Raw genomic sequence first — 23,434 nt, 5'->3', positions numbered from 1 at the left:
GTGCCAAGCAGCTAAACTCCAGCCTATGCCGACCCCCGAACTGCTGCAAGCCCTCGACCAGCGCCGTTCAGTCCCGTCCAAGCAGCTCCGCGACCCCGGCCCCGACCAGGCCACGCTGCTGCGCATTCTGCGCAGTGCCTCGCGCGTCCCGGACCACGGCAAGCTGGTGCCGTTCCGCTTCGTGCGCATCCAGGGCCAGGCCCGTCAGGCGATGGGCGAGCTGCTCGCCGCGCGCACCCTGGCCCTGGACCCGCAGGCCCCTGCCTCGGCCGTGGAGAAGGACCGGCACCGCTTTTCCCATGCGCCGCTGGTCGTCACTGTCGTCGCATGCCTGCGCCCGGGTCACAAAGTGCCCCTGGAGGAGCAATGGCTGACCGCCGGCAGCGTGTGCTTCGCCCTGCTCCAGGCCGCGCAGGCGGCCGGTTTCGGCGCGCAGTGGCTGACCGGCTGGCCGGCATACGATGCCGAGGTGCACGCGGCTCTGGGCCTTGGCCCGGACGAGCGGATCGCCGGCTTCATGCACCTGGGGACTGCGGCCATGGAAGCCCCCGAGCGCGAGCGTCCCGATCCGGCGGACCTGCTGACCGACTGGCCCGGCCGTGACTGAGATGCCCCCCGTCCAGGCGCAGCGGCCGACCCCGCTGTACCTGGTCGATGCCAGCCTGTACGTGTTCCGCGCCTGGCATTCGATGCCCGACCAGTTCCAGGACACCGAAGGCTGGCCGACCAATGCGGTGCATGGCTTTGCGCGTTTTCTGGCCGAACTGCTCGAACGCGAACGGCCCGGCCATATCGCCATTGCTTTCGACGAGGCGCTGGACAGTTGCTTCCGCCATGCGCTCTACCCTGCCTACAAGGGCAACCGCGAACCGGCACCGCCGGAACTGCGGCGCCAGTTCGCCCACTGCAAGGCGCTGTGCGCCGCGCTGGGCCTGCCGGTGCTGGCCCACCACCACTACGAGGCCGACGACCTGATCGGCAGCGCGCTGCATGCGGCCCGCCCGCTGGCATTCCGCGGGGTGATCGTCTCGGCCGACAAGGACCTCTCCCAGCTGCTCGGTGCGCACGACGAGCAATGGGATTTCGCTCGCCGCGTGAGCTGGGGCATGGGCGGGGTCAAGGCCCGCCACGGCGTTGAGGCCCACCAGATCGCCGACTATCTGGCCCTGTGCGGCGATGCCATCGACAACATCCCCGGGGTGACCGGCATCGGCGCCAAGACCGCCGCGATCCTGCTGGCGCACTTCGGCAGCCTGGATGCGCTGCTAGCACGCTGCGACGAGGTCGCCTATCTGCGCATGCGCGGCGCGGCCCAGGTGGCGATGCGCCTGCGCGAGCAGCGTGAGCACGCGCTGCTCTGGCGGCAGTTGACCACCATCGCCCTGGATGCGCCGCTGGACGGCGCAGTGCCCGGTTTCGCGAGACTGGACGCCGATGGCGACATGCTGGACGCGCTCTGTCAGTCGCTGCGCTTCGGCCCGACCCTGCGCCGCCGGCTGCGCACCGTGGCCGGCCTGGAACACCCCTGGGCGCCGCCGCAGGACGACGACGCTCCCCATTTCCCTTCCTACGAGCCCGCCTGATGAATTCCAAGACCGAACCGGCCGAAGTCATGTACGACGGCAAGTACCTGCGCATGATCCGCCGCGGCACCTGGGAATACGCCGAACGCGCCCACGCCGGCGGCCTGGCCGCGATCATCATCGCCGTCACTCCGCAGGACAAGATCGTCTTCGTCGAACAGTTCCGCGTGCCGCTGCAGGCCAACACCATCGAGATGCCCGCCGGACTGGTGGGCGACATCCACGCCGACGAATCCATCGAGGTCTCGGCCATCCGGGAGCTGGAGGAAGAAACCGGCTGGACCGCCGAGCACGCCGAAGTGCTGCTGATCGGCCCGGTCTCCTCGGGCAGCACCAGCGAACAGATCGCCTTCGTCCGCGCCAGTGGCCTGACCAAAGTCGGTGAGGGCGGCGGCGATGGCGACGAGAACATCACCGTCCACGAGATTCCGCGCACCCAGGCCGCCGCCTGGCTGGTGTCCAAGCTGGGCGAGGGCTACCAGCTGGACGCCAAGCTCTGGGCCGGCCTGTGGATGATCGAACACCACCTGGACGGTACGCCGCGTGGCTGAGGCCAGCCTGCTCGGCCCCGAGGATCCCCCTGCGTTCGCCCTGATCAGCGAGGGCGCACCCTCGCCCTTCCTGCTGATCGCCGACCATGCCGGGCAGGCCGTGCCGGCGGCACTGGACCGCCTGGGGCTTGCGCAGGCCGAACTGGACCGGCACATCGGCTGGGACATCGGCGTCGCCGGCACCACGCGCAAGCTGGCGGCCCTGCTCGATGCCACGGCGGTGCTGCAGACCTATTCGCGCCTGGTCATCGACTGCAACCGTCCACCAGGAGCGCCCGGCTCGATCGCCGCGGTCAGTGACGGCACCGACATCGCCGCCAACGTGGCGGCCAGCGAGGCCCAGCGCGCGCAGCGCGTGGCCGAGATCTTCGCGCCCTACCACGCCTGCATCGGTGCCCAGCTCGATGCGCGCGCCGCACGCGGCCAGCCGACCATCCTGATCGCCATGCACAGCTTCACCCCGGTGTATGCGGGAATCGTGCGGCCCTGGCAGGCTGGCGTGCTGTACCAGCGCGATGCACGCTTTGCCATGGCGCTCAAGCCACTGCTGGAAGCCGAGGGACTGGTCGTGGGCGACAACGAGCCCTACGCGGTCAGTGACGCCACTGACTACGCCATCCCCGTGCATGGAGAACGACGTGGACTGGTGCACCTGGAACTGGAGATTCGCCAGGACCTGATCGCACACGAGGAGGGGCAGGCGGCTTGGGCGGCGCGTCTGGCGCGCCTGTTCAGCGATCTGGCGACGGACTTCACGCCCGCCTAGGCCGCGCAGGGCTATACCGGAGGTTCCCCCGACCTCACGCCGCGCCGCCATGCTCATCCGACTGGGTTACGAGATTGCCTTCCGCTTCCCGCAGCCGACGCCGATGCTGGTGACGCTCAATATCCATGACAGTCGGCGCACCGACATCGTCATCGGACAGGAGTTGCGCGCCCTGCCCGGCGTGCCGATGCGTCAGTACCACGACAGCTTTGGCAACACCTGCACGCGCCTGGTCGCGCCGGCGGGACTGCTGACACTGCACGCCGACGCGGTGGTCCAGGACAGCGGCGTGCAGGACCTCACCATGCCGCTGGCCCGCGAGATCCCCGTGCCAGAGCTGCCGGATGAGGCCCTGCTATTTCTGCTGGGCAGCCGCTATTGCGAGACCGACCAACTGGTCGGCATGGCCTGGGACCTGTTCGGCCACACGCCCCCGGGCTGGCAGCGGGTGCAGGCCATCTGCGACTACGTCCACGGCCAGATCGAATTCGGCTACCACCACGCCAGTGCCACCAAGGGTGCGGCGCAGGCGCTGCGCGAGGGGCGCGGGGTCTGCCGGGATTTTGCCCACTCGGCCATCGCGCTGTGCCGCTGCATGAACATCCCGGCCCGCTACTGCACCGGGTACCTGGGCGACATCGGCATCCCACCGGTCGACGCACCGATGGACTTCTCGGCCTGGTTCGAGGCCTATCTGGACGGCACCTGGTACACCTTCGATGCGCGCCACAACGTCCCCCGCATCGGCCGGGTGCTGATCGCCCGCGGCCGCGACGCGGCCGACGCGGCCATCAGCAACAGCTTCGGCGCCAACACCCTGGAGAAGTTCGTCGTCTGGACCGACCAGACCGACGACCCTTCGCTGTCCCCGCGCATGGCGGGCATCTCGGCGGTGCCGGCCCTGCAGGCTGTCTGAGGCGAGTCGCCATTCCCCTGCCTTGGTCGCGGGCAGCGACAGCGGACACCCAGGCAGGACAGGCAGGACACCTCGCATTGCAAACCCGGGGCGCGATGAGACCCGCGCGCCGCAAGAAGAGCAGCGGCCTCTGCGACACCCGCCAGACGCTCGACGCACGGATCCCGCCGTCGGCCACCGCGCGGGTGGCCGCCGATGCGATCAGGCGAAGGCGTCGGTGGCGCGGACCAGGGCGTCGATGTTCTCGGCTTCGAATGCGGAGTGCCCGGAGGTCGGGCTGATCTCCAGCGTCGCCTTCGGCCAGGCCTTGTGCAGGCCCCAGGCATTGGCAATCGGGCAGACCACGTCGTAGCGGCCGTGCACGATCACTCCGGGGATGTCGGCGATGCGGTGTGCGTCGCGCAGCAGCTGATCCTCGACCTCGAAGAAGCCCCCGTTGACGAAGTAGTGGTTCTCGATGCGGGCGAAGGCCAGCGCGAATTCCGCATCCTCGTGCCCGTTGACGAAATCATCGTCCACGCGCAGGAAGCTGGTCGCCCCCTCCCACACCGACCACGCCCGCGCGGCCGCCAGGCGCGTAGCCTGCTCATCGCTGGTCAGGCGCCGATGGAAGGCCGAGATCAGGTCGGCGCGCTCGACCTCGGGGATCGCCTTGATGTAGTGCTCCCATGCATCGGGGAACAGGCGGCTGGCGCCCTCCTGGTAGAACCATTCCAGCTCCCAGCGGCGCAGCATGAAGATGCCGCGCAGGACCAGCTCGGTCACGCGCTGCGGGTGGGTTTCGGCGTAGGCCAGGGCCAGGGTGGACCCCCAGCTACCGCCGAACACCTGCCAGGCCTCGATGCCCAGGTGCTCACGCAGTTTTTCGATGTCGGCCACCAGATCCCAGGTGGTGTTGTCGACCAGGTCCGCATGCGGACGCGAGCGGCCCGAGCCGCGCTGGTCGAACAGCACGATGCGGTATTTGGCCGGGTCGTGGAAGCAGCGCATCTTCGGGCTGCAGCCGCCGCCCGGGCCACCGTGCAGCAGGACCACCGGCTTGCCCTGCGGATTGCCGCACTCCTCGAAATACAGGACGTGGCGATCGTCGACCTGCAGCGTGCCGGTGTTGTAGGGCTCGATGGCGGGGTAGAGCGTGCGCATGCGGTGTTCCTGCGGAAAAACGCCATTGTATCGGCCCATCTCCAGGCTTGGCTGCACGCGGCTCACCCGCCGCGCGCGACCGCGTTCACGCCAGCATGCGCAACAGCCGGGCGCGCAGCTTCCCAGCCACGGCCTTGGGCGCCTGCACGGTCACCCTGCCGCCATGGCTAGGCACAATCAAGATCGCGTTTTCCTCCCAGCGGGCCCAGCGCGGCAGACGGTGCCGGTAGACCAGCGGTGCATTGTCTGGGTCCCCCGATGCGGGCACGTAGCCGTAAACCCGCACCGCCTCAGGAAAGCCAGGCGCGACCCGCGCCCAGTGGCCAGCGTCCATGAGGAACACGCATGGCGGTGCGGCATACAGCGAAGGCAGGGTCCCAAGACAAGCGGCGACGAACACATGGACCGGCATCGCGTGGCGTGCGAAGGCCAGAGACAAGCCCTGCACGCACAGCAGACAGAGCACCAGGAAGCACAGCCAGCTCAGCACCTGCCCTGACGAACAGCAGGAGCCGCCGCCACATCGGGACCTTCCACCCGACCTCGCTCATCTTCAGGCGTTCCTGCACCCGGCGCCTCAGCCTGCCTGCCCGTTCCATTGCCCCAGCGTCACCCGGTCCCGCGCCTCCAGGTCCTGTGCGGTTTGCACTTCGACAAAGCCGACTTCTTCAAGCAGCGCCCGTACCCCGACGCCCTGATCCAAACCATGCTCCAGCAGCAGCCATCCGCCTGCGATCAGATGGGCCGGCGCCTGCCCGACGATGCGGCGGATGTCATCCAGCCCATCTGCGCCAGAGGCCAGCGCGCTGGCCGGCTCGAAGCGCAGATCCCCCTGGGACAGATGCGCGTCGCCGGCCTCGATGTAGGGCGGATTGCTGGCGATCAGGTCGAAGCGCTGACCGGCCAGCGGCGCAAACCAGTCGCCCTGCACGAATGCGACGTTGTCCAATGCATGCGCACGCGCATTGCCCTGGGCAACCGTCAGGGCGGCCTCACTGGCGTCGGTGGCCACCACGCGCGCCTGCGGACGCTCGCTGGCAATGGCCAGCGCGATCGCGCCGCTGCCGGTCCCCAGGTCCGCCACCTGGAGCGGCATGTCGGCTGGCAGCCGCTCCAGCGCCAGTTCGACCAGCCGCTCGGTCTCGGGCCGGGGAATCAGCGTGGCCGGCGTGACCTGCAGGTCCAGCGTCCAGAACCCGCGCGACCCGGTGATGTAGGCGATCGGTTCGCCCGCTGCCCGCCGTGCCACCAGCGCGGCGTAGGCGGCCTGCAGCACCTCATCGGCCGCATCGGCGCCATGCGCGAACAGCCACGCGCGGTCGCGCTGCAGCGCGTGCAGCAGCAGCAACTCGGCCTCGTAACGGGCATCGACACCGGCCAGTTGCGCGGCGCCGCGGCGCGCCAGTGCATCCAGGCGCAGGGGTGACTGCGTATTCATCCAATCAATGGTAGCCGTTGGATGGCGGCGCCCGCTTCCCCGCCCACTTCTGGAGCCTGCATTGAACGCTTGTGCCTCGTTGTTCCGTCTCGTCCTGGCTGCATCGGCCGCCCTGATCCTCGGCGGCTGCCAGAGCGTGGTTTTCGCCATCGCCAACCGTGGCGTCGCCGCGCCCGATACCAGCGTGGTCTACGACGCTCAGCATGGGCTCTCGCTGGACATCTATCGCCCCGCCACCCCGCTTCCGGATGCGCCGGTGCTGGTGTTCTTCTACGGCGGCAGCTGGCAGCACGGCGCGCGGGACCAATACCGTTTCATTGGACGGCGGCTGGCCTCGACCGGCGCGGTGGTGATGGTGGCCGACTACCGCAAGGGTCCGCAGACCCCGTTCCCTGGCTTCATGCACGACGGCGCCCGCGCCGTGGCCTGGGCCCGACGCCATGCGCGGGACTATGGCGGCGATCCGGCGCGCCTGTTCATCGCCGGGCATTCGGCTGGCGCGCAGATTGCCGCGCTGCTGGGCACCGATGCGCGTTACCTGGAGGCCGAGGGCGTACCGCTGTCGGCCATCGCCGGCGTCATCGGCTTGTCTGGACCGTATGACTTCAGCATCAGCGGCAAGTTGGTCGATGTGTTCGGTCCGCCGGCGCAATGGCCGCAAGCTCAGGCCATCGGGTTCGTCGATGGTGACGAACCCCCGTTCCTGCTGGTGGCGGGCACCGACGACAAGATCGTCGCGCCGCGCCAGACCGACGCCCTGGCCGCACGCCTGCGCGCCCAGGGCGACGCGGTGCAGGTGCTGCATCTTCCCGGCGGCAGCCACTTCACCCCGCTGATCGATCTCTACAAGCCCGAACGCGACCCGGCCCTGCTGCAGCGCATCGCCGCGTTTCTGCGGGCGCCGTGACCAGGCTGAAACATCCGCGAGCCTACGATGAAGGCAACCAGATTGATTGATAAAAACTATCGATTCAATCCTGGCAATCGATTTGAGAAATAGAAGCGCGGTGCGTACGATGCACCCATCGCTTTCAACCCTCCCTCAACAAAAGGAAGACTGATGTCCATCATCAACACCGAAATCCTGCCGTTCAAGGCGACCGCCTACAAGAATGGCGAATTCATCGAAGTGTCCGACGCCGACCTGAAGGGCAAGTGGTCTGTCGTGGTCTTCTACCCGGCCGACTTCACCTTCGTGTGCCCGACCGAACTGGAAGACCTGGCCGAGAACTATGCCGAGTTCCAGAAGTTCGGCGTGGAGATTTATTCGGTGTCCACCGACACCCACTTCTCGCACAAGGCCTGGCACGACACCTCCGATGCCATCGGCAAGATCAAGTACGCCATGATCGGCGATCCGACCCACCAGATCTCGAAGAACTTCGACATCCTGCGTCCGATGGGCCTGGCCGACCGCGGCACCTTCATCATCGACCCGCAGGGCGTGATCCAGGGCATCGAGATCACCGCCGAAGGCATCGGCCGCGACGCGACCGAGCTGCTGCGCAAGGTCAAGGCCGCGATCTACGTCGCCGACCACCCGGGTGAAGTGTGCCCGGCCAAGTGGAAGGAAGGCGCCAAGACCCTGGCCCCGTCGCTGGACCTGGTCGGCAAGATCTAAACGCCGGCTCGACTCGCGCCTCTCTCCCTCTTGCGGGAGGGAGGGAGGCGCACGGCGGCAAACCGGAACCCACGCGGCGCCCTGTTTCTTTCGCGCGGTTTGCGTTTTGCTCTGTTTTTCCATGCGCCTGCCTGATCCCGGGCCGGCCGCCCGTTCCTGTCATCTGGAGATGCCCCCCATGTTGGACGACACCCTCAAGAGCCAGCTCAAGGCCTACCTGGAGCGCCTGACGCGCCCGGTGGAACTGGTCGCCTCGGTCGACGATTCGGCGACCTCCAAGGAAATGCTCGCGCTGCTGAGCGACATCGTGCTGCTGTCGGACAAGGTTTCGCTAGTCGAGCATCGCGATGCCGACGTGCACACGCCCTCGTTCGCGATCAACTCGCCGGGCCACGACATCCACCTGCGCTTTGCCGGCCTGCCGATGGGCCACGAGTTCACCTCGCTGGTGCTGGCCCTACTGCAAGTGGGCGGTCATCCGTCCAAGACCGCACAGGACACCATTGAGCAGATCCAGGCACTGGAGGGCGAGTACAAGTTCGAGACCTATTTCTCGCAGAGCTGCCAGAACTGCCCGGACGTGGTCCAGGCATTGAACCTGATGGCGGTGCTCAATCCCAAAATCCAGCACGTGGCCATCGACGGCGCGGTGTTCCCGACCGAGGTCGAGGCGCGCCAGGTGATGTCGGTGCCAACCGTTTACCTCAACGGCGAGACCTTTGGTCAGGGCCGCATGAACGTGGAAGAGATCGTTGGACGTCTGGACGCTGGTGCGGCCAAGCGCGACGCCAAGAAGATCTCGGCCAAGGCGCCGTTCGAGGTCCTTATCGTCGGCGGTGGTCCGGCGGGCTCGGCCGCGGCGGTCTACGCCGCGCGCAAGGGGATCCGCACGGGTGTAGCCGCCGAGCGCTTCGGTGGCCAGGTGCTGGACACCATGGCGATCGAGAACTTCATCTCCGTACAGGAGACCGAAGGTCCGAAGATGGCCGCCGCACTGGAGGCGCACGTACGCCAGTACGAGGTGGACATCATGAACCTGCAGCGCGCCGAGAAGCTGGTGCCGGCCGGTGACGATGGCCTGATCAGCATCGAGCTGGCCAATGGCGCTGCGCTCAAGGGCAAGACCGTGATCCTGTCCACCGGCGCGCGCTGGAGGCAGATGAACGTACCCGGCGAAAACGAGTACAAGAACAAGGGCGTGGCCTACTGCCCGCACTGCGATGGCCCGCTGTTCAAGGGCAAGCGCGTGGCGGTAATCGGCGGCGGTAACTCCGGCGTGGAGGCGGCCATCGACCTGGCCGGCATCGTCAAGCACGTCACGCTGATCGAGTTCGACCACAAGCTGCGTGCCGACGAAGTCCTGCAGCGCAAGCTGCGCAGCCTGCCCAACGTGGACATCATCGTCTCGGCGCTCTCCACCGAGGTGCATGGCGACGGCAGCAAGGTCACCGGCCTGTCCTACACCGACCGCACCAATGACGAGGGTCACAGGCTGGAACTGGAAGGCATCTTCGTGCAGATCGGCCTGCTGCCCAACACCGAGTGGCTGAAGGGCACGGTGGCCCTGTCCCCGCGCGGGGAGATCATCGTCGACGAGCGCGGCGCGACCAACGTGCCGGGCGTGTTCGCTGCCGGTGACGCCACCACGGTGCCGTACAAGCAGATCGTGATCGCCATGGGCGAAGGCTCCAAGGCCGCGTTGAGCGCCTTCGACCACCTGATCCGCCACAGCGCGCCAGCCGAGGTCCGCACCGCCGAGGCGGCCTGAGCATCGGGCTCGCAGCGCCCTCCCCCGCGAGCCCGCCACCTCGCCCGCCGGTCATGCCGGCGGGCGTTTTTTTGGCCCCGTTTACCTCCCATCGATTGATCGAACCGCGCAAAAGGCGTTGAATGGATCGACGGCTCCGATGGCCGTGCCTTCCAACACGGATGCGTTCGCTTGAATCTGCGTGACCTCAAATATCTGGTCGCCCTGGCCGACCACATGCATTTTGGCCGCGCCGCCGCGGCCAGCTTCGTCAGCCAGCCCACCTTGTCGACCCAGATCAAGAAGCTGGAAGAAGAGCTGGGAGTCTCGCTGGTCGAGCGCGCGCCGCGCAAGGTGATGCTGACGCCGGCCGGGCGTGATGCCGCCGAGCGCGCGCGTCGCATCGTGGCCGAGGTCGAGCAGATGAAGGAGGCGGCCCGCCGCAGCCAGGATCCCGAAGCCGGCACCGTGCGGCTGGGCATCTTCCCCACCCTGGGGCCCTACCTGCTGCCGCACGTGGTTCCTGCCATCCGCGCACGCTTCCCCCAACTGGAACTGCTGCTGGTGGAGGAAAAGAGCGACGTGCTGCTGCAGCGCCTGCGCGAAGGCAGGCTCGATGCAGGCCTGCTGGCCCTACCCATCGACGAGGATCAGCTGCATGTGGAGTTCCTGTTCGAGGAACCGTTCGTACTGGCCGTGCCCGAGCATCACCCACTCGCAAGCCGCGGCAGCCTGACCCTGGCCGAGTTGAACGACCAAAAGCTGCTGCTGCTGGAGGACGGCCACTGCCTGCGCGAGCAGGCGCTGGAGGTCTGCCGCCTGTCCGGCGCCAACGAGAAATCCGAGTTCCGCGCCACCAGCCTGGAAACCCTGCGCCAGATGGTTGCCGCCGACGTCGGGGTGACCCTGCTGCCGACCCTGGCGGTCAAACCGCCGGTGGCGCGCTCGGACAACATCCACCTGCTGGGGTTCAGCGACTCCCATCCCAGCCGGCGCATTGCCATGGTCTGGCGCAGAAGCTCGGCCATGTCGGCCTTCCTCACCCAGCTGGCGCAGGTCTTCCGCGATCTGCCCCCGCACCTGCTCGACCCCGCCGCGGCATCTGCGCCGCCGGCCCGCAAGAAAACATCGACGACGACGCAACGTCGCGCGTGAGAGCCTGTTCACTACCCGACACGACTGAATCAACGGATCGATACCATGACCTCCCCTAGCAAACTCGAACAACTTCGCGACCTCTCCGTGGTCGTGGCCGACACTGGCGACTTCGACGCGATCAAGCGCCTCAAGCCGGTGGACTGCACCACCAACCCCACCCTGGTGAAGAAGGCCCTGGACCTGCCGGGCTACGCCGACCTGATCGATGAGCAGATCACCTGGGCGCGCAGCCAGGGCGCGGTCACCGACGAACTAGTGGCCGAGGTGGTCGATCGCCTGACCGTCGGCGTGGGCGTCAAACTCTCGGGCCTGATCGAGGGCCGGGTCTCCACCGAGGTCGACGCCGACCTGGCCCACGACACCGCCGCCACCGTGGCCAAGGCCAAGAAATTCATCGCCATGTACGCCGAAGCGGGCGTGTCCAAGGACCGCATCCTGATCAAGGTCGCCTCCACCTGGGAAGGCGTGGAAGCCTGCCGCCAGCTGCAGGCCGAGGGCATCGACTGCAACTGCACGTTGATCTTCAATCCCACCCAGGCCCTGGCCTGCGCCGAGGCCGATGCGTTCCTGATCTCGCCCTTCGTCGGCCGCATCCTGGATTGGTACAAGGCCCACGACCAGGCGCCAGCCACGATCGACGACGACCAGGGCGTCAAGTTCGTCCGCGGCGTCTACGACACCTTCAAGCGCCGCGGCATCAAGACCGTGGTGATGGGCGCTTCGTTCCGCTCCACCGACCAGATCGAAGCGCTGGCCGGCTGCGATCGCCTGACCATCTCCCCGGACCTGCTGGACAAGCTGGACGCCGACCACGGCGACCTGCCGCGCAAGCTCTCACCCGCCCCGGCCGAGGACACGACTGTGCCGCCGATCACCGCCGAGCAGTTCGCCCGCGACGTCGAAGCCGACCCGATGGCCAAGGAGAAGCTGGCAGACGGCATCAAGGCCTTCGCCGACGACCTGGCCGCCGTGCGCAAGACCATCGCCGACCGCCTGGCCGGTTGAGCCACGCGCCGCGCGGAGACGAAAACGCCGCCGGGTTCGCGCCCGGCGGCGTTTTTCATTGCGGTTCCGGCAAGCGACGATCCGCGACGCCGTCAGCCCAGCACCGTGAGCAAGCGGTCCAGTCCGCCCGTCTCGATCGCCACGTCCGCCACCTCGCGCACCCTGGGCTTGGCATGGAAGGCCACCGACAGTCCGGCGGCCTGCATCATCGGGATGTCGTTGGAGCCGTCGCCCACGGCGATGGTCTGATCCGGCGCCAGGCCCAGCAGCGAGGCCACGTCCAGCAGCGTCGCGCGCTTGACCGCGCCATCGCAGACATCGCCCCAGACCTGCGGCAGCACACGTCCGGTCAACACTCCATCGACCTGCTCGAGCAGGTTGGCGCGTACGTAATCCAGCCCCAGCCGCTCGCGCAGGCGCTCGGCAAAGAAGGTGAAGCCGCCGGACACCAGCAGGACCTTCAACCCGGCCGCCTTGCAGGCTCCTACCAAAGCCTCGGCACCTGCGGTGAGCTGGAGGCGCGTGTCGTACACCTCCTGCAGGGCGCCGACCGGCACGCCCTTGAGCAGCGCCACGCGGCGCAACAGGCTTTCGCGGAAATCGGGGATCTCCCCGCGCATGGTCGCCTCCGTGATCGCCGCCACTTGGTCCTTCATGCCCACGGCATCGGCGATCTCGTCGATGCACTCGATGGTGATCAACGTCGAGTCCATGTCGAAGGCGATGAGGCCAAAGTGTCCCAACGGCGGCAGCGGCACATCGCGACGCAAGTGCAGGCCGTGAACGGATGCATGGGAATCAGTCATGGACGAACAGGCGCACCGGACGCGGATCGGGGGCCTGCAAGCGTAATGAGCTCGGCCGCCACGGGATAGGGCTAAGCGCTCCCTTCCGAAGGAGCCGGCTCCACCATGCGCCGCGCGTAGACCGCGTACACGCAGGCCAGGCCCAGGCAGATCAGCGCCGGCGCAACCAGCACCACGTATGACCAGCGGTGGAAGCCCAGCGCCCCCACCAGACCGCCGACCAGGAAGCCGGAGATCACCGTCACGCACAGCGAAAGCCGGCGCCACGGCAACGGCATGCGCCGCAGTCCATGACCGATGGCCAGCCCCAGGTCGGTGAACATGCCCGAGACGTGCGTAGTGCGCACCACCGCGCCACTGTAGGTCGTGGCCATCGCGTTCTGCAGGCCGCAGGCGCAAGCGGCCAGCCACAGGCCCCACATCGAGGCGCGGGTCATCAGCGGTACCGAAGCCAGCAGCATGCAGGCTTCCAGCACCAGCACCAACCCGTAGCGCCGCCCCAGCTGCAGGGCGACATCGCCGATCAAGGCGCCGCTGACCGCGCTGCCGGCGACGAAGAAAAACGCACCGCCAGCCAGCTGCGCCAGTCCCTTCAGATCGACCGCGGCCGCGCGCGCGCCCATCTCCGAGGTGATGCCGGTCATATGGCTCACGCCCTGATGGCCGAACCCCAGCAGCGCCACGACATTGACGATGCCGGCGGTAAAAGCCATGACCCAGCTCCCGAACCAGACCCAACGCGGCAATTTGTAAATCATCGAAGGAGGTCGTCGCCCAGGGCCTGTACGCATGCAGCGTCGCGCCGCGGTGCGATCGCTGTCAACGCCGCGTCAGCTGCGATAGCCCTGACGCCGCTCCAAGACGGAGCCGGCACGGTTGCCGAGTGCCAGGCAGCGATAGCTGCCGGCGTCCCCTGACCCAACTGCAACCGGAGACCGTCATGCGCAAGCGTGCTGTACGCCGCTGCATCGCCCTGGGCGCGCTGGAAAGCATCCAGCACACCACGCCCGACTTCCTCTACCGCAGGTCCCGTGCGTCGGTCGGCGCGCTGGGATGGCTCGCGGTGGCCGCCTTCGCCCTCATCACGCTGGCCATGGCCAGCAATGGAGCCTGACCATGCACACCGCCATCCTTGTCCCGCCCAAGCAGCGGGTCGCCCTGCTGTCCGCCCTGGACAGCGCCAACCACACGCTCAAGCGCAGCGCCGGCGGCTTCATGCCCAGCCTGCAGCCGGTGAAGCGCAGTGGCCCGCAGACGATCGAGACCATCACCAAGCGCACCGTGCTGGCACTGGAATGCAACGGCCTTGTCACCCTGGACAACGAGGCCTGCCCCAGCCGCGCCACGCTGACCGATTCCGGACTGAAGCTGGCCGAGCAGCTGAAGGCAGAGGCCGCGTGAAGTCAATCCCTGAACCACCAAAAGAACATGCGATCTGTCAGCTCTTTCAGGTCAGCCGGTGGAGCGCGGCGCGTGATCTGATCGGCCCTTGCAAGCAGCAAGGAGCACAAGGACAGGGAAAAGGACACATAGGCCTGCCTTGCGCCCGCCTGGAGAACGGCGGCGTGGTCGCCATGGCGATAGATCGAATAGAGGCCGACAACAGCCTTTTCCACCTCAGGGCTACTGAAGCTTTTTCCCGGCTCCGCGACGTGGGCGAAGTCGTTCCGAATTTGAATAGTCGCTTTGAGTGCCTTTGCGTCAACTGCGGAGATAAGCCCCAGACATTCGGCACTTTCGATCCCTTTCCCGATCTGTCCCCGACCCATGAAATGGCTGGCCTTGTTGGGAATGGCAATGGCCTGCGCGATCGACGCACGCAGATATTTTTCCAAGATGCACCCAACGAGCAGTGCACATCCTCTATCGCTCTCTTTGCCAAGCTCAGGAGCAAGCGACGGAATCAGTTTCATCAAAGGCAAAAGCTCTGGTGCAACGTCCATTTGGATGGAGTGCTCGGTCATCTCTATTGCCATGCCGGCCAATTCCTCTGCGATCCAGGTGTCGACCGGAAAGATAGTTCATTCAAGTCCAGTGAAGCGCGATCAGGTGCACTCCAGTGACCCGCTTCAGAACCGAGCACGGCCGGGTCGTCGCCTACCTGGTCAAGCGCAGGAATGGCGCCAGCGAGCGCCAGGTCAACGACAACGTGTTCCCGCTGGAGACTGCCGCCTACGTGCGCGCGCAGATGGATGCGATTGCCAGCAAGGGCGAGGCCATCTGCCGCCTGGACGACAAGGGCATGCGGCGCTACTTCGCTCCGGGCAAGACGCCGTTGCAGTACGGCCGCCAGGCGCGGCCAGTCACGCCAGCTGGGCCGCCGGCGCCGACAACCCCGGAAGTGCCAGCGCCCCGCCCGACGGTGCCCGAGGCGCCGCCGGCCGTGGTGCCCAAGCGGCCGCGCAAGCGCTACCCACGTGCGGACATGCGCCAGCCGGTCAAGGCGAGCCCGGGCGACATCCTGGCGGCCCAGGTGGCCGACTTTGTTGCCAACGGTGGACACATCGAGAAGCTGGCCAATGGCGTGGTCTCCAAGCCGCTCAAGAAGATCGGCCAGCCCGATGAGCCGGTGAGGACCATTCTGGCGGGGCGCCGGTTCCGGAGTACCGCCTGATGCACGTGCCCGACCTGGACACCTGCAAGCGGCTACTACGCGACCGCAGCCGCAGCAGCCAAAAGACCGGCAAGAAACTCCGCCGTGCCAACTGCCTGCTCAGCGACTTCGTCGCCTTCGCCCACGACCTGCCCGACCACCAGCGCCCCGCCCAACTGCTGGAGCGCACACGCGTCCATCTGCATTCCGCCGAGGCGGAAACCACCCAGACACAGGAGTAGCACCGCATGTCCAACATCCAGCAGATCCCGCTCGACCAGCTGCGGATCTCCCCGCGCAACGCCCGCCGCACCGGCGGTAACAATGTGGACGACCTGGCCGCCAGCATCCGGGCCGAAGGCCTGCTGCAGAACCTGGTCGTCACGCGCGCCGACGATGGCCTCTTCGACGTGGTCGCCGGCGGCCGCCGTCTCACCGCCTTGCAGCAGCTGCGCACCGCCAACGCGCTGCCCGAGCAGCTGGCCGGCGGCCCCACCTGCAGCATCGTGGGCAGCGACGTGGCCGACGAGGCCAGCCTGGCCGAGAACACCATCCGTGCCGACATGCACCCGGCCGACCAGGTGGTGGCCTACAAAACGCTAGTCGACGAGGGCAAGTCGCTCACCGACATCGCCGCGCGCTTCAGCGTGACCGAGCTGTTCGTGCGCCAGCGCCTGAAGCTGGCCAACGTGCGGCCCGAGCTGTTTGAGCTGTTCCGCAATGGCGAGATGCGCCTGGAGCAGCTGCAGGCCCTGGCCCTGACCGACAACCACGAGCTGCAGCGCCAGGCGTGGTTCAGCGCCATGCACGACTACCAGCGCAACGCCTGGGAGCTGCGCGACCGCATCACGCGGCAGGCCGTGCCCGACTCCGCGAAGATCGCGAAGTTCGTGGGGATCGATGCATACGTGGCCGCCGGCGGCGCGCTCACCCACGACCTGTTCAACACCCACCGCTGGCTTGCCGATCCGGCGCTGGTCGACAAGCTGGCCATGGACAAGTTGGAGGCGAAGGCGGAGTCCCTGCGCGCTGACGGCTGGAGCTGGGTGGAGCCGATGCTGACGATGGATTACGAGGCCGTCGCCAAGTTTCCGCAGGTGCCCGCACCGGCCGACCAGCCCATCGCGTTTTCGCCTCAGGTGCAGGCCCGCATGGATGCAATCGACGCCCGCCTACGTGAGATCGAGGACATCGACGCAGACGACCTGGACGAGGAAGAGGAAGACCAGCTCGGCCAGGAAGCTGAGCGCCTCGAAGACGAACGTCTGGGCCTGAAGCAGCATGCCGATCAGGCCTGGCCGGACTCAGTCAAGGCAGTGGCGGGCGTCTTGGTGGGCATCGGCGATGCGGGCGGTCTGCGCCTGGAATACGCGCGCCTGCGGCCCGGCCAGAAGGTGGCCACCAGCGGCGCCGTCGAGGGCAGCCCAGGCGCGCTGCCGGGCGGCGACCAGCCGAAGCCGCCCAAGCTGGACCTCAGCGCCGCCGCCGAGCTGACCCTGGCCGGGCACCGCAGCGAGGTGATCCGCGCGCACCTGGCCGCGGATCCGCATCTGGCGCTGGCCGTCTCCGTGCACTGCGCCCTGCAGATGCGGAACCACGAGTGGGACGGCCGCATCCTGGGCTGGCGCGGCGACAACCTAGCGCCGGCCACCGGCGTCAGCAAGTCGCTCAGCGCCCCGATCCAGCAGCGGCTGAAAGCCGCCGAGGACTCCCTGAAGGCACTCTCCAAGGGCGACAAGCTGCTGCCGCACCTGATCGCACTGCCCACCCCCAAGTTGCAGGACCTCAACGCCATCCTTGTGGCTCTGTCCTTCAGCAGCACCAGCGCGAACAAGGGCGCGATTAAGAACGCCGACCTGTTGCACCAGGCCATCGGCTTCGACATGGCCGAGCACTGGAACGTATCCTGCGACGACTTCATCAGCCGCGCCCCGCGCGCCCTGGTCGTCAAGGCGGTCAGCGAGACCAAGGGCAAAGAGCTCGGCGAGAAGCTCGACAAGCTAAAGAAGGACGAGCGCGTCGCCGAGGCCACCAAGCTGCTGACCGGCACCGGCTGGCTGCCCAAGCAGCTGCGCGGGCCCGGCTACGGCAAGCCCACCACGAAGGCCGCAGCTGCCGCTAGCGACGGCAAGCCGAAGGCGCCGGCCAGGAAGGCGGCCAAGAAGACCGCGGCGAAGAAGAAGCCCACCAACGTCTCGAAGGCTGCACTGGGGAAGAAGCCCAACCAAGCAGCATCTTCCAGCGTAAATACCAAACCTAAGTCTTAGGAGCCAAGTTCTTGTGACTCCACGGCTCACAGTCGCTCGGCGGCCAGTCCCCCTGTTTGACTCTCGTCGCCACGAAGTGGATTGGACTTTCTGTGAATCGGTCGTGGTAGTTGGGCCGAACCAACGGTTTAGCGCCATAACGTCCGAGAGCCGCGATTGCAGCCTCGAGTTCGGGTACAGCCTTCTGTGCTCGATCAGCGGTAACGCGCGCGAAGTGAACTATTTCGTCAACAGCAAGGCGATCGATGGCTTCATCAAGCTCACGACCTTCCAAAGGCGGCTTCAACTCTGCCGCCTGGAACTTGGCGTGGAGGACGATCTCATCGATGGGAATCTCTTTGAGGTTGAGCACAGCAGTGTAGATATTGATCGCCCACATCGCCCCTTTCGCGATTACTGGAAGGCTCTTGCTGTCGAATGCCTCCAAGTGCTGAAAAAGCTCGTCGACGTTATTTGGTGGGGACATCATCAGACGACTTGCCGAGAGCTGAACCCGCTCAGGGTCTTTCGTCTCTGCGACATGACCTATTCCGTCGGCAACCTCTCGTGCGTTGATAAGGGCGCTAGCCAGGTCATCAACAAGACGAAGCGCGATTACTTCAGCCTTGGCCTGTCGCTTCATGGTTTCGAGGTGCCAAGGCACAAGTCCCGCGACCACCGCCGCAATCACGGCCAGGGCCGCCACGAAGACGGACGCATTCGTCGCAACCGCGCCGCCGACTCTCGAGACGCCGTAACCGACAAACACGGCGCCGATGATCATTCCCACCGCGAGCGAGCCAATCCTCCCAAAGCTCAAGGTCGCCTTTATTGCCATATCCCCTCCCTGCTAATTCTCAATTTTGACTCATGATCGGCACCGTCCTCCAGTTCACTGATCTGCAGGAGCTCTGCAAGCCCGGTGGCCGGCCGACGCTGGCCACTGTCGAGGCGTGGGCGATCAGGATCAAGCTGCGGTATACCTATGACGGCAAGGGCGGCCTGATCACCACCGTGGACGCCTTTAATGCGGCGATCGGCCTAGGCCAGGCCGCGAACCAGGAACGGACGTATTCAGCGGAGGATCTCATCGGATGAAGCGAGACAACGAGCTCATTCGCCAGCTGCTTCTAGCGATCGAGGACCGGCCGCCCGGCCCCCCATTTTCGGGAAGTGAGATCTGCCCCGAGGATGCTGATCCCGCGGTTGTAGCCGAGCACATAAGGCTGCTAATGGATGCTGGTCTCATCGATGCGTTGACGCGCCAGTACGTGGAGGATCTCTGTCTTTTGCCAAGCAGAATCAAGATCGGGACCATCACTTGGAAGGGGCACGAATTCCTTGATGCAATCCGCAGCGACACGATCTGGGCTAAGACCAAGAGCAAAGTCGCCGATGCTGGCGGCAGCGTATCGCTAAGCGTGCTCGGCGAGGTGGCCGGCGCCATTGCCAAGGGCATGATGGGACTATCCTGATGGCGCGGGGACGCAAGCGCACCCGGGCGGACAACTTCCCGCCCCACGTCGACCACCTGTTGGTGCCGAAGGGCATCTACTGGGATGCCAGCGGTAGCGGCCGCTGGTTCTGCATCGAGATGCGCGAGGGTCGCCCCGCGCGCAAGACCGTTGCCACGCGCAATGCCCGCCTGTCCGAGCTGCACGAGATCGCCGAGCAGCGCGCCGGCAAAGACCCCAAGGGCACGATCGGTCGGGTCATCACCGCCTTCGAGGACAGCACCGAGTTCCGGGCGCTGGCCACGGGCACGCAGAAGAGCTACCGGACCAGCGCCGAGCACGTGCGCCGGATCAGGATGAAGGGCAACCTAACCATGGATCAGCTGCACGTCGACCGGACCGAACCGCCGATGTACCAGCGGCTGGTCGAGCTGATCGCCAAGGGCAAGCCCGAATCGAAGCCCGGCGCCGGCGACGACGTGCCTGGCCAACCCAGCAAGGCCAACCACCTGCAGCGTTACCTCAGCCGCCTGTTCAACTGGGGACGCCTGCACGGCGAGTGCAAGACCAACCCGGCCGAGGGCGTGCGCCAGGCGAAGGAGCGCCGGCAGAAGAAGATGCCGGCGCTGGACGCGTACCTGGCCGTGATCCACTTCGCGCACGAGCGCGGGCAGCTCAAGCCACACACGGTGGGCAGTGTCTCGCCCTACCTGGCCCCGCTGATGGAGATCGCGTTGCAGTGCCGGCTGCGCGGCATCGAGGTGCTGACGCTGACTGACGCCAACGCGACCGACGAGGGCATCGCCTCAAACCGGCGCAAGGGCAGCTTCGACAACGTGACCAGGTGGACGCCGCGGCTCAGGGCCTCCTGGCAGGCGGCCCTGGATCTGCGCAAGGCGGTCCTGGCCAAGCCTAAAAACAGGAGCCTAGTGACACCGCTCCGGCCCGAGGACCGGCGGATATTCCTGACCGAGTCAGGCAACCCGCTCACCAAGTCCGGCCTGGACAGCGCCTGGCAGCGCCTGATGGCCGCCGCGATGGATCCGGACACCGGCATCATCCAGCCCGAGCAGTACTTCACCCTGCACGGCCTAAAGCACCGCGGCATCACCGACACCAAGGGCACCAAGGCCGTGAAGCGCGACGCCGCCGGCCATAAAGATCCCCGCACCACCGACACCTACGACCATGAGCTGCAGGTTGTGGAGCCCGCAGCTACGGCGGGGTTGTACGAAGGGTAGAAGCTATTTCGCGGTTTTTTTTTTGGGTGGCGTGGCCAGCTTCGCGTTCTTCGCCAACTCAGCGTCCAGGTGCCGTTGAACTCTGTGGTACCACAACCAAAAGCCCAAGCCGCTCAAGGCACAACCAGCGATCGCAATGAGAGCGCAGCCGGCGAGATAAATCTTTGCCCATTGGCGTGACCTCTTTTTCGCCTCGATCAGGTTGCCGGACTTCGCATTCGCCAACGCAACATCCGCCAGCTTTTGCTGTAACTCTTGGGTCGCTGCGTCTGATTTCGGCCTTTGCTTCGCGAAGTCAATCGAGTCCCCAAGGTCACGTAGCTGAACAGTGACTTGGTCTACTGCAAGCTGAGCCTGAAATCCAAGCTGCTCATCTGCCTCTATAACCTTCAATGGATAAGCGAGACCGAAGATGAAGAGCACCAGGCCGAATATGGCCATGAACTTGTAAAGGTTGTCAGTTGGGAAGTTCGGCACGTCCATGTCTCATGCTGCGAGGTGAGTGCTTCTTGAGGTCGTGTTTTTACGGAGAATTCTACGGAGCCAAGAAAAAAGGCGCCGAAATGGCACCTTAAGTCATTGTTCTGCATGGTGGGCCGTGAAGGATTCGAACCTTCGACCAAAAGATTAAAAGTCTTCTGCTCTACCGACTGAGCTAACGGCCCGGATGCTGCGCCCGGCATTGCGCCGGGCCGGGGATTTTACCGCATCGGGCCGACGATGCGACCCTTTGCGGACAACACGCCTTCAGACGTAGTGGGTCGGGTCGGGCACGCCGGCGTCGGCGAAGCCTGCCGCGCGCAGACGGCAGGCATCGCAGTGCCCGCAGGCCTTGCCGTCCGCATCGGCGTTGTAGCAGGACACGGTGCTGCCGAAGTCCACGCCCAGGGCCACGCCCTCGCGCACGATGTCGGCCTTGCTCATGAACTGCAGCGGGGCGTGGACGCGGATGCCCGCGCCCTCCACACCCGCCTTGGTGGCCAGGTTGGCCAAGGCCTGGAAAGCCTCGATAAAGGCCGGCCGGCAGTCCGGATAGCCCGAATAATCCACCGCGTTGACGCCGCAGAAGATGTCCGCCGCGCCCAACACCTCGGCCCAGCCCAGGGCCACCGAGAGCATGATGGTGTTGCGCGCCGGTACGTAGGTGACCGGGATGCCGTCACCGCCCGCCTCGGGCACGTCGATGTCATCGGTCAGGGCCGAGCCGCCGATGCTGCGCAGGTCGACGTTGACCGTCTTGTGGGCGGCGGCGCCCAGTTCGGCCGCCACGCGCGCGGCGGCGTCCAGCTCGGAGGTGTGGCGTTGGCCGTATTGCACGCTCAGCGCATACGGTGTGAATCCTTGGGCCTTGGCCATGGCCAGGACGACGGCCGAATCCATGCCGCCGGAAACGAGGACTACTGCATTCTTCATGGGGGTGTTCTTCTTGCCGGCGAGACAGGCCGGGGAACGCATAGCCTAGCGTCCCGACGCCCGCGATGCCTCGCCTAACGCCCGGGCTCGTCGTTCCACAGCAGCTTGTGCAGCTGCATCTGGAAGCGCACCGGCAGGCGGTCCTCGACGATCCAGTCGGCCAGGTCGCGCGGAGACAGTTCGTCCTTGGACGGGGAAAACAGCACCGCGCAACGCCGGTCCAGTGCGTGTTCGCGCACCACTTCGCGCGCCCACTCGTAGTCCTGTCGTCCGCACAGCACGAACTTGACCTGGTCGCGCGCGGCCAGCAGCGGCAGGTTCTCCCAGCGGTTGCGGTGCTGCTCTGCCGAGGCCGGCGTCTTGATGTCCACCACGCGCGACACGCGCGGATCGACCTGCGAGACATCGATCGCGCCGGAGGTCTCCAGTGACACGTCATGGCCGGCATCGCACAGGCGCTTGAGCAGGCCGATGCAGCGCTTCTGCGACAGCGGCTCGCCGCCGGTCACGCAGACGTGCCGCACGCCATGACGCGCGACCTCGGCCAGGATGTCGTCGATCTCCCACCAGGTCCCGCCGTGGAAGGCGTAGGCGGTGTCGCAGTACTGGCAGCGCAGCGGACAGCCGGTCAGGCGCACGAACACCGTTGGCCATCCGGCCGCATCGGCTTCGCCCTGCAACGACAGGAAGATCTCGGTGATCTTCAGCCGGTCGGCGGCGGACTGTTCGATCTTGCTGGGGGTGGCAACGGCGTTCATCGGAATTTCCTAAAACAAGGCGCCACCGCAGACCTCGCAGTGGCGCTTGGACAAGCGTGGCATGGCGGAAGCCTCCGCCGGCATGCATCAGTGCATCTGACCGACCTGGATGGAGTGCAACCGGTCCTGCGCGGTGCGCGCCACGTCGGTGTTCGGGTATTGGCTGATCACCGACTGCAGGGTGCCTTGCGCATCGTTGACCTTGCCGAGTCCGTACTGCGACAGACCCAGCTTGAGCATCGCACCGGGCGCCTTGTCGTGGGTCGGGTAGCGCGAAAGCAGGGCGCGGAACTGATCGGCGGCCATCTGGTAGTTCTGGGTCACGTAGTAGCTTTCACCCAGCCAGTACAGCGCGTTGGGCGCGTATACGCCACTGGGATAGAGCTGCAGGAAGCTGGTGAACAGATTGGCGGCGTCGGCGTATTCGCCTTTCTTGAGCGCATCGAAGGCCACGCCATAGGCGGTGCGCTCGTCACCCGCCTGGGCCAGGGCACCGGCATCGCCATGCACCACGGGCGCAGGTTCGGCCGAGGCGCCGGCAGCCGATGCCGGATTCGATCCCTGACCGGCGGCAGCCGAGGCCCCTGCACCGCCGGGGCTCGGCAGCGCCATGGGGGCATCGCCGCCCGCTGCGGCCGGAGCAGCGCCGCCGCCATTACCTTCTAGCCGGCCGATCCGGCCATCCAGGTCCAGATACTGGTCGCGGGCGCGCTGCTTGAGTTCGGCATTCTCGTTCTGGAGTTGCTCGACGGTCCCGCGCAGGTTGGTGAGATCGCTACGCAGCTGGTTGATCTGGTTGAGCAGATCCAGATTGCCCTGGGTGTTGTTGGCCTGCGCTTCGAGCGCGGCGACGCGATCGGCCAGGCTCTGACGCTGCGCGAAGGCAGCCGGCGCCAGTCCCAGCGACAACATCAGGACCGGCAGGATGAGGAATCGAGTTGGACGCATGGCACTCACGTGACGGATTTGCGGTTTTCCACGGGAAACGCCATTGA

General features: G+C 66.4%; 29 protein-coding genes and 1 tRNA gene. 18 read left to right on the top strand and 12 right to left on the bottom strand.

The features are described from left to right. Window positions 1-25: 25 nt before the first annotated feature. The 5 genes from PJ250_RS11830 to PJ250_RS11810 are packed head-to-tail and all read left to right on the top strand — an operon-like array spanning window position 26 to window position 3,816. A complete protein-coding gene (locus tag PJ250_RS11830) occupies window positions 26-607 on the top strand; it encodes a nitroreductase family protein (protein ID WP_271644756.1) in 582 nt (193 codons plus the stop codon). Window position 608: 1 nt separating this feature from the next. Next, the gene (locus PJ250_RS11825; protein WP_271648611.1) at window positions 609-1,583 is read left to right on the top strand and encodes a 5'-3' exonuclease; all 975 of its coding nucleotides are present in this window, start codon (window positions 609-611) and stop codon (window positions 1,581-1,583) included. Next, the gene (locus tag PJ250_RS11820) at window positions 1,583-2,134 is read left to right on the top strand and encodes an NUDIX hydrolase (RefSeq protein ID WP_271644754.1); all 552 of its coding nucleotides are present in this window, start codon (window positions 1,583-1,585) and stop codon (window positions 2,132-2,134) included. Before PJ250_RS11825 ends, PJ250_RS11820 begins: the two co-directional genes overlap by 1 nt. Next, window positions 2,127-2,900: an N-formylglutamate amidohydrolase gene (locus tag PJ250_RS11815; RefSeq protein WP_271644753.1), complete on the top strand. Its 774-nt coding sequence runs from the start codon at window positions 2,127-2,129 to the stop codon at window positions 2,898-2,900. The genes PJ250_RS11820 and PJ250_RS11815 overlap by 8 nt, the downstream gene beginning before the upstream one ends. Before the next feature lie 49 nt (window positions 2,901-2,949). Next, window positions 2,950-3,816, top strand: coding sequence for a transglutaminase-like domain-containing protein (locus PJ250_RS11810; protein ID WP_271644752.1), 867 nt, complete (start codon window positions 2,950-2,952; stop codon window positions 3,814-3,816). Between the two features lie 201 nt (window positions 3,817-4,017). Here PJ250_RS11810 and pip read toward each other — a convergent pair whose 3' ends face one another. The 3 genes from pip to prmC all read right to left on the bottom strand — a co-directional run bounded on the left by pip (window position 4,018) and on the right by prmC (window position 6,397). Then, complete coding sequence (gene pip, locus PJ250_RS11805) at window positions 4,018-4,959, bottom strand: prolyl aminopeptidase (RefSeq protein ID WP_271644751.1); 942 nt, start codon at window positions 4,957-4,959, stop codon at window positions 4,018-4,020. 85 nt (window positions 4,960-5,044) lie between these two features. Beyond that, the gene (locus PJ250_RS11800) at window positions 5,045-5,449 is read right to left on the bottom strand and encodes a hypothetical protein (protein ID WP_271644750.1); all 405 of its coding nucleotides are present in this window, start codon (window positions 5,447-5,449) and stop codon (window positions 5,045-5,047) included. 87 nt (window positions 5,450-5,536) lie between these two features. Next, window positions 5,537-6,397 (bottom strand): peptide chain release factor N(5)-glutamine methyltransferase, encoded by an 861-nt coding sequence (prmC, locus tag PJ250_RS11795; protein ID WP_271644749.1) that lies wholly within the window; start codon window positions 6,395-6,397, stop codon window positions 5,537-5,539. A gap of 79 nt (window positions 6,398-6,476) precedes the next feature. Here prmC and PJ250_RS11790 point away from each other — a divergent pair, with 79 nt between their 5' ends. From PJ250_RS11790 to PJ250_RS11770, 5 genes are all read left to right on the top strand, one after another. After that, window positions 6,477-7,304 (top strand): alpha/beta hydrolase, encoded by an 828-nt coding sequence (locus tag PJ250_RS11790; RefSeq protein WP_271644748.1) that lies wholly within the window; start codon window positions 6,477-6,479, stop codon window positions 7,302-7,304. 153 nt (window positions 7,305-7,457) lie between these two features. Next, window positions 7,458-8,018 (top strand): alkyl hydroperoxide reductase subunit C, encoded by a 561-nt coding sequence (ahpC, locus tag PJ250_RS11785; protein ID WP_271644747.1) that lies wholly within the window; start codon window positions 7,458-7,460, stop codon window positions 8,016-8,018. A gap of 178 nt (window positions 8,019-8,196) precedes the next feature. Next, window positions 8,197-9,786: an alkyl hydroperoxide reductase subunit F gene (gene ahpF / locus PJ250_RS11780; protein ID WP_271644746.1), complete on the top strand. Its 1,590-nt coding sequence runs from the start codon at window positions 8,197-8,199 to the stop codon at window positions 9,784-9,786. Window positions 9,787-9,957: 171 nt separating this feature from the next. Next, complete coding sequence (locus tag PJ250_RS11775) at window positions 9,958-10,920, top strand: LysR substrate-binding domain-containing protein (RefSeq protein ID WP_271644744.1); 963 nt, start codon at window positions 9,958-9,960, stop codon at window positions 10,918-10,920. 45 nt (window positions 10,921-10,965) lie between these two features. Continuing rightward, window positions 10,966-11,928, top strand: a complete 963-nt coding sequence (locus PJ250_RS11770; RefSeq protein ID WP_271644743.1) for a transaldolase — start codon at window positions 10,966-10,968, stop codon at window positions 11,926-11,928. Between the two features lie 92 nt (window positions 11,929-12,020). Here the strand turns inward: PJ250_RS11770 and serB are convergent, their stop codons facing one another. Together serB and PJ250_RS11760 are read right to left on the bottom strand one after the other, a co-directional pair. After that, window positions 12,021-12,734, bottom strand: a complete 714-nt coding sequence (gene serB, locus PJ250_RS11765) for a phosphoserine phosphatase SerB (protein WP_271644742.1) — start codon at window positions 12,732-12,734, stop codon at window positions 12,021-12,023. 71 nt (window positions 12,735-12,805) lie between these two features. After that, entirely contained in the window at window positions 12,806-13,447 is a 642-nt protein-coding gene (locus tag PJ250_RS11760; RefSeq protein ID WP_271644741.1) for a YoaK family protein, read from the bottom strand. A 227-nt stretch (window positions 13,448-13,674) separates the two neighbouring features. Here PJ250_RS11760 and PJ250_RS11755 point away from each other — a divergent pair, with 227 nt between their 5' ends. After that, window positions 13,675-13,848, top strand: a complete 174-nt coding sequence (locus PJ250_RS11755; protein ID WP_271644740.1) for a hypothetical protein — start codon at window positions 13,675-13,677, stop codon at window positions 13,846-13,848. Between the two features lie 2 nt (window positions 13,849-13,850). Further along, on the top strand, window positions 13,851-14,135 hold the full coding sequence (locus PJ250_RS11750; RefSeq protein ID WP_271644739.1) for a hypothetical protein: 285 nt from the start codon (window positions 13,851-13,853) through the stop codon (window positions 14,133-14,135). A gap of 2 nt (window positions 14,136-14,137) precedes the next feature. On the opposite strand, the gene PJ250_RS11745 is transcribed toward PJ250_RS11750, so the two are convergent. Beyond that, on the bottom strand, window positions 14,138-14,698 hold the full coding sequence (locus tag PJ250_RS11745) for a hypothetical protein (RefSeq protein WP_271644738.1): 561 nt from the start codon (window positions 14,696-14,698) through the stop codon (window positions 14,138-14,140). A gap of 95 nt (window positions 14,699-14,793) precedes the next feature. Between PJ250_RS11745 and PJ250_RS11740 the strand changes: the two genes are divergently transcribed. Genes PJ250_RS11740 through PJ250_RS11730 form a run of 3 tightly spaced genes read left to right on the top strand, consistent with a single transcriptional unit; the run spans window position 14,794 to window position 17,594 of the window. Beyond that, on the top strand, window positions 14,794-15,348 hold the full coding sequence (locus PJ250_RS11740; protein ID WP_271644737.1) for a hypothetical protein: 555 nt from the start codon (window positions 14,794-14,796) through the stop codon (window positions 15,346-15,348). Next, window positions 15,348-15,569: a hypothetical protein gene (locus PJ250_RS11735; RefSeq protein WP_271644736.1), complete on the top strand. Its 222-nt coding sequence runs from the start codon at window positions 15,348-15,350 to the stop codon at window positions 15,567-15,569. Before PJ250_RS11740 ends, PJ250_RS11735 begins: the two co-directional genes overlap by 1 nt. Window positions 15,570-15,575: 6 nt before the next feature. After that, a complete protein-coding gene (locus PJ250_RS11730; RefSeq protein WP_271644735.1) occupies window positions 15,576-17,594 on the top strand; it encodes a ParB/RepB/Spo0J family partition protein in 2,019 nt (672 codons plus the stop codon). Here PJ250_RS11730 and PJ250_RS11725 read toward each other — a convergent pair. Beyond that, window positions 17,584-18,357, bottom strand: coding sequence for a hypothetical protein (locus PJ250_RS11725; RefSeq protein ID WP_271644734.1), 774 nt, complete (start codon window positions 18,355-18,357; stop codon window positions 17,584-17,586). The two genes, PJ250_RS11730 and PJ250_RS11725, sit on opposite strands and share 11 nt — an antisense overlap. Window positions 18,358-18,443: 86 nt before the next feature. On the opposite strand from PJ250_RS11725, the gene PJ250_RS11720 reads away from it, so the two are divergent. From PJ250_RS11720 to PJ250_RS11710, 3 genes are read left to right on the top strand one after another with little or no spacing between them, the layout of a single operon-like run. Further along, window positions 18,444-18,671 (top strand): hypothetical protein, encoded by a 228-nt coding sequence (locus PJ250_RS11720; RefSeq protein WP_271644733.1) that lies wholly within the window; start codon window positions 18,444-18,446, stop codon window positions 18,669-18,671. Beyond that, the gene (locus tag PJ250_RS11715; RefSeq protein ID WP_271644732.1) at window positions 18,668-19,048 is read left to right on the top strand and encodes a DUF2513 domain-containing protein; all 381 of its coding nucleotides are present in this window, start codon (window positions 18,668-18,670) and stop codon (window positions 19,046-19,048) included. The genes PJ250_RS11720 and PJ250_RS11715 overlap by 4 nt, the downstream gene beginning before the upstream one ends. Further along, on the top strand, window positions 19,048-20,268 hold the full coding sequence (locus tag PJ250_RS11710) for a site-specific integrase (RefSeq protein WP_271644731.1): 1,221 nt from the start codon (window positions 19,048-19,050) through the stop codon (window positions 20,266-20,268). Before PJ250_RS11715 ends, PJ250_RS11710 begins: the two co-directional genes overlap by 1 nt. Window positions 20,269-20,271: 3 nt before the next feature. On the opposite strand, the gene PJ250_RS11705 is transcribed toward PJ250_RS11710, so the two are convergent. From PJ250_RS11705 to ybgF, 5 genes are all read right to left on the bottom strand, one after another. After that, window positions 20,272-20,751, bottom strand: a complete 480-nt coding sequence (locus tag PJ250_RS11705; protein WP_271644730.1) for a hypothetical protein — start codon at window positions 20,749-20,751, stop codon at window positions 20,272-20,274. Between the two features lie 106 nt (window positions 20,752-20,857). Then, window positions 20,858-20,933: transfer RNA gene (locus PJ250_RS11700), tRNA-Lys, on the bottom strand. 82 nt (window positions 20,934-21,015) lie between these two features. Then, a complete protein-coding gene (gene queC, locus PJ250_RS11695; RefSeq protein ID WP_271644729.1) occupies window positions 21,016-21,681 on the bottom strand; it encodes a 7-cyano-7-deazaguanine synthase QueC in 666 nt (221 codons plus the stop codon). Window positions 21,682-21,755: 74 nt separating this feature from the next. Further along, window positions 21,756-22,439, bottom strand: coding sequence for a 7-carboxy-7-deazaguanine synthase QueE (queE, locus tag PJ250_RS11690; RefSeq protein ID WP_271644728.1), 684 nt, complete (start codon window positions 22,437-22,439; stop codon window positions 21,756-21,758). A gap of 87 nt (window positions 22,440-22,526) precedes the next feature. Further along, window positions 22,527-23,351 (bottom strand): tol-pal system protein YbgF, encoded by an 825-nt coding sequence (ybgF, locus tag PJ250_RS11685; protein ID WP_271648609.1) that lies wholly within the window; start codon window positions 23,349-23,351, stop codon window positions 22,527-22,529. Window positions 23,352-23,434: the final 83 nt, after the last annotated feature.

Source organism: Pseudoxanthomonas sp. JBR18, assembly GCF_028198165.1.
GTDB lineage: Bacteria > Pseudomonadota > Gammaproteobacteria > Xanthomonadales > Xanthomonadaceae > Pseudoxanthomonas_A.
Note: the sequence above shows the minus strand (reverse complement) of the source record. Positions and strands in the feature narration are given on the sequence as shown.

What these genes read in the sequence shown, in the direction of transcription:
- PJ250_RS11830 (WP_271644756.1), top strand. Translation starts at nt 26, where the DNA reads ATGCCGACCCCCGAACTGCTGCAAGCCCTCGACCAGCGCCGTTCAGTC.
- PJ250_RS11825 (WP_271648611.1), top strand. Translation starts at nt 609, where the DNA reads ATGCCCCCCGTCCAGGCGCAGCGGCCGACCCCGCTGTACCTGGTCGAT.
- PJ250_RS11820 (WP_271644754.1), top strand. Translation starts at nt 1,583, where the DNA reads ATGAATTCCAAGACCGAACCGGCCGAAGTCATGTACGACGGCAAGTAC.
- PJ250_RS11810 (WP_271644752.1), top strand. Translation starts at nt 2,950, where the DNA reads ATGCTCATCCGACTGGGTTACGAGATTGCCTTCCGCTTCCCGCAGCCG.
- pip (WP_271644751.1), bottom strand. Translation starts at nt 4,959, where the DNA reads ATGCGCACGCTCTACCCCGCCATCGAGCCCTACAACACCGGCACGCTG.
- prmC (WP_271644749.1), bottom strand. Translation starts at nt 6,397, where the DNA reads ATGAATACGCAGTCACCCCTGCGCCTGGATGCACTGGCGCGCCGCGGC.
- ahpC (WP_271644747.1), top strand. Translation starts at nt 7,458, where the DNA reads ATGTCCATCATCAACACCGAAATCCTGCCGTTCAAGGCGACCGCCTAC.
- ahpF (WP_271644746.1), top strand. Translation starts at nt 8,197, where the DNA reads ATGTTGGACGACACCCTCAAGAGCCAGCTCAAGGCCTACCTGGAGCGC.
- PJ250_RS11770 (WP_271644743.1), top strand. Translation starts at nt 10,966, where the DNA reads ATGACCTCCCCTAGCAAACTCGAACAACTTCGCGACCTCTCCGTGGTC.
- serB (WP_271644742.1), bottom strand. Translation starts at nt 12,734, where the DNA reads ATGACTGATTCCCATGCATCCGTTCACGGCCTGCACTTGCGTCGCGAT.
- PJ250_RS11760 (WP_271644741.1), bottom strand. Translation starts at nt 13,447, where the DNA reads ATGGCTTTTACCGCCGGCATCGTCAATGTCGTGGCGCTGCTGGGGTTC.
- PJ250_RS11755 (WP_271644740.1), top strand. Translation starts at nt 13,675, where the DNA reads ATGCGCAAGCGTGCTGTACGCCGCTGCATCGCCCTGGGCGCGCTGGAA.
- PJ250_RS11750 (WP_271644739.1), top strand. Translation starts at nt 13,851, where the DNA reads ATGCACACCGCCATCCTTGTCCCGCCCAAGCAGCGGGTCGCCCTGCTG.
- PJ250_RS11745 (WP_271644738.1), bottom strand. Translation starts at nt 14,698, where the DNA reads ATGACCGAGCACTCCATCCAAATGGACGTTGCACCAGAGCTTTTGCCT.
- PJ250_RS11735 (WP_271644736.1), top strand. Translation starts at nt 15,348, where the DNA reads ATGCACGTGCCCGACCTGGACACCTGCAAGCGGCTACTACGCGACCGC.
- PJ250_RS11730 (WP_271644735.1), top strand. Translation starts at nt 15,576, where the DNA reads ATGTCCAACATCCAGCAGATCCCGCTCGACCAGCTGCGGATCTCCCCG.
- PJ250_RS11725 (WP_271644734.1), bottom strand. Translation starts at nt 18,357, where the DNA reads ATGATCATCGGCGCCGTGTTTGTCGGTTACGGCGTCTCGAGAGTCGGC.
- PJ250_RS11720 (WP_271644733.1), top strand. Translation starts at nt 18,444, where the DNA reads ATGATCGGCACCGTCCTCCAGTTCACTGATCTGCAGGAGCTCTGCAAG.
- PJ250_RS11715 (WP_271644732.1), top strand. Translation starts at nt 18,668, where the DNA reads ATGAAGCGAGACAACGAGCTCATTCGCCAGCTGCTTCTAGCGATCGAG.
- PJ250_RS11710 (WP_271644731.1), top strand. Translation starts at nt 19,048, where the DNA reads ATGGCGCGGGGACGCAAGCGCACCCGGGCGGACAACTTCCCGCCCCAC.
- PJ250_RS11705 (WP_271644730.1), bottom strand. Translation starts at nt 20,751, where the DNA reads ATGGACGTGCCGAACTTCCCAACTGACAACCTTTACAAGTTCATGGCC.
- queC (WP_271644729.1), bottom strand. Translation starts at nt 21,681, where the DNA reads ATGAAGAATGCAGTAGTCCTCGTTTCCGGCGGCATGGATTCGGCCGTC.
- queE (WP_271644728.1), bottom strand. Translation starts at nt 22,439, where the DNA reads ATGAACGCCGTTGCCACCCCCAGCAAGATCGAACAGTCCGCCGCCGAC.
- ybgF (WP_271648609.1), bottom strand. Translation starts at nt 23,351, where the DNA reads ATGTTGTCGCTGGGACTGGCGCCGGCTGCCTTCGCGCAGCGTCAGAGC.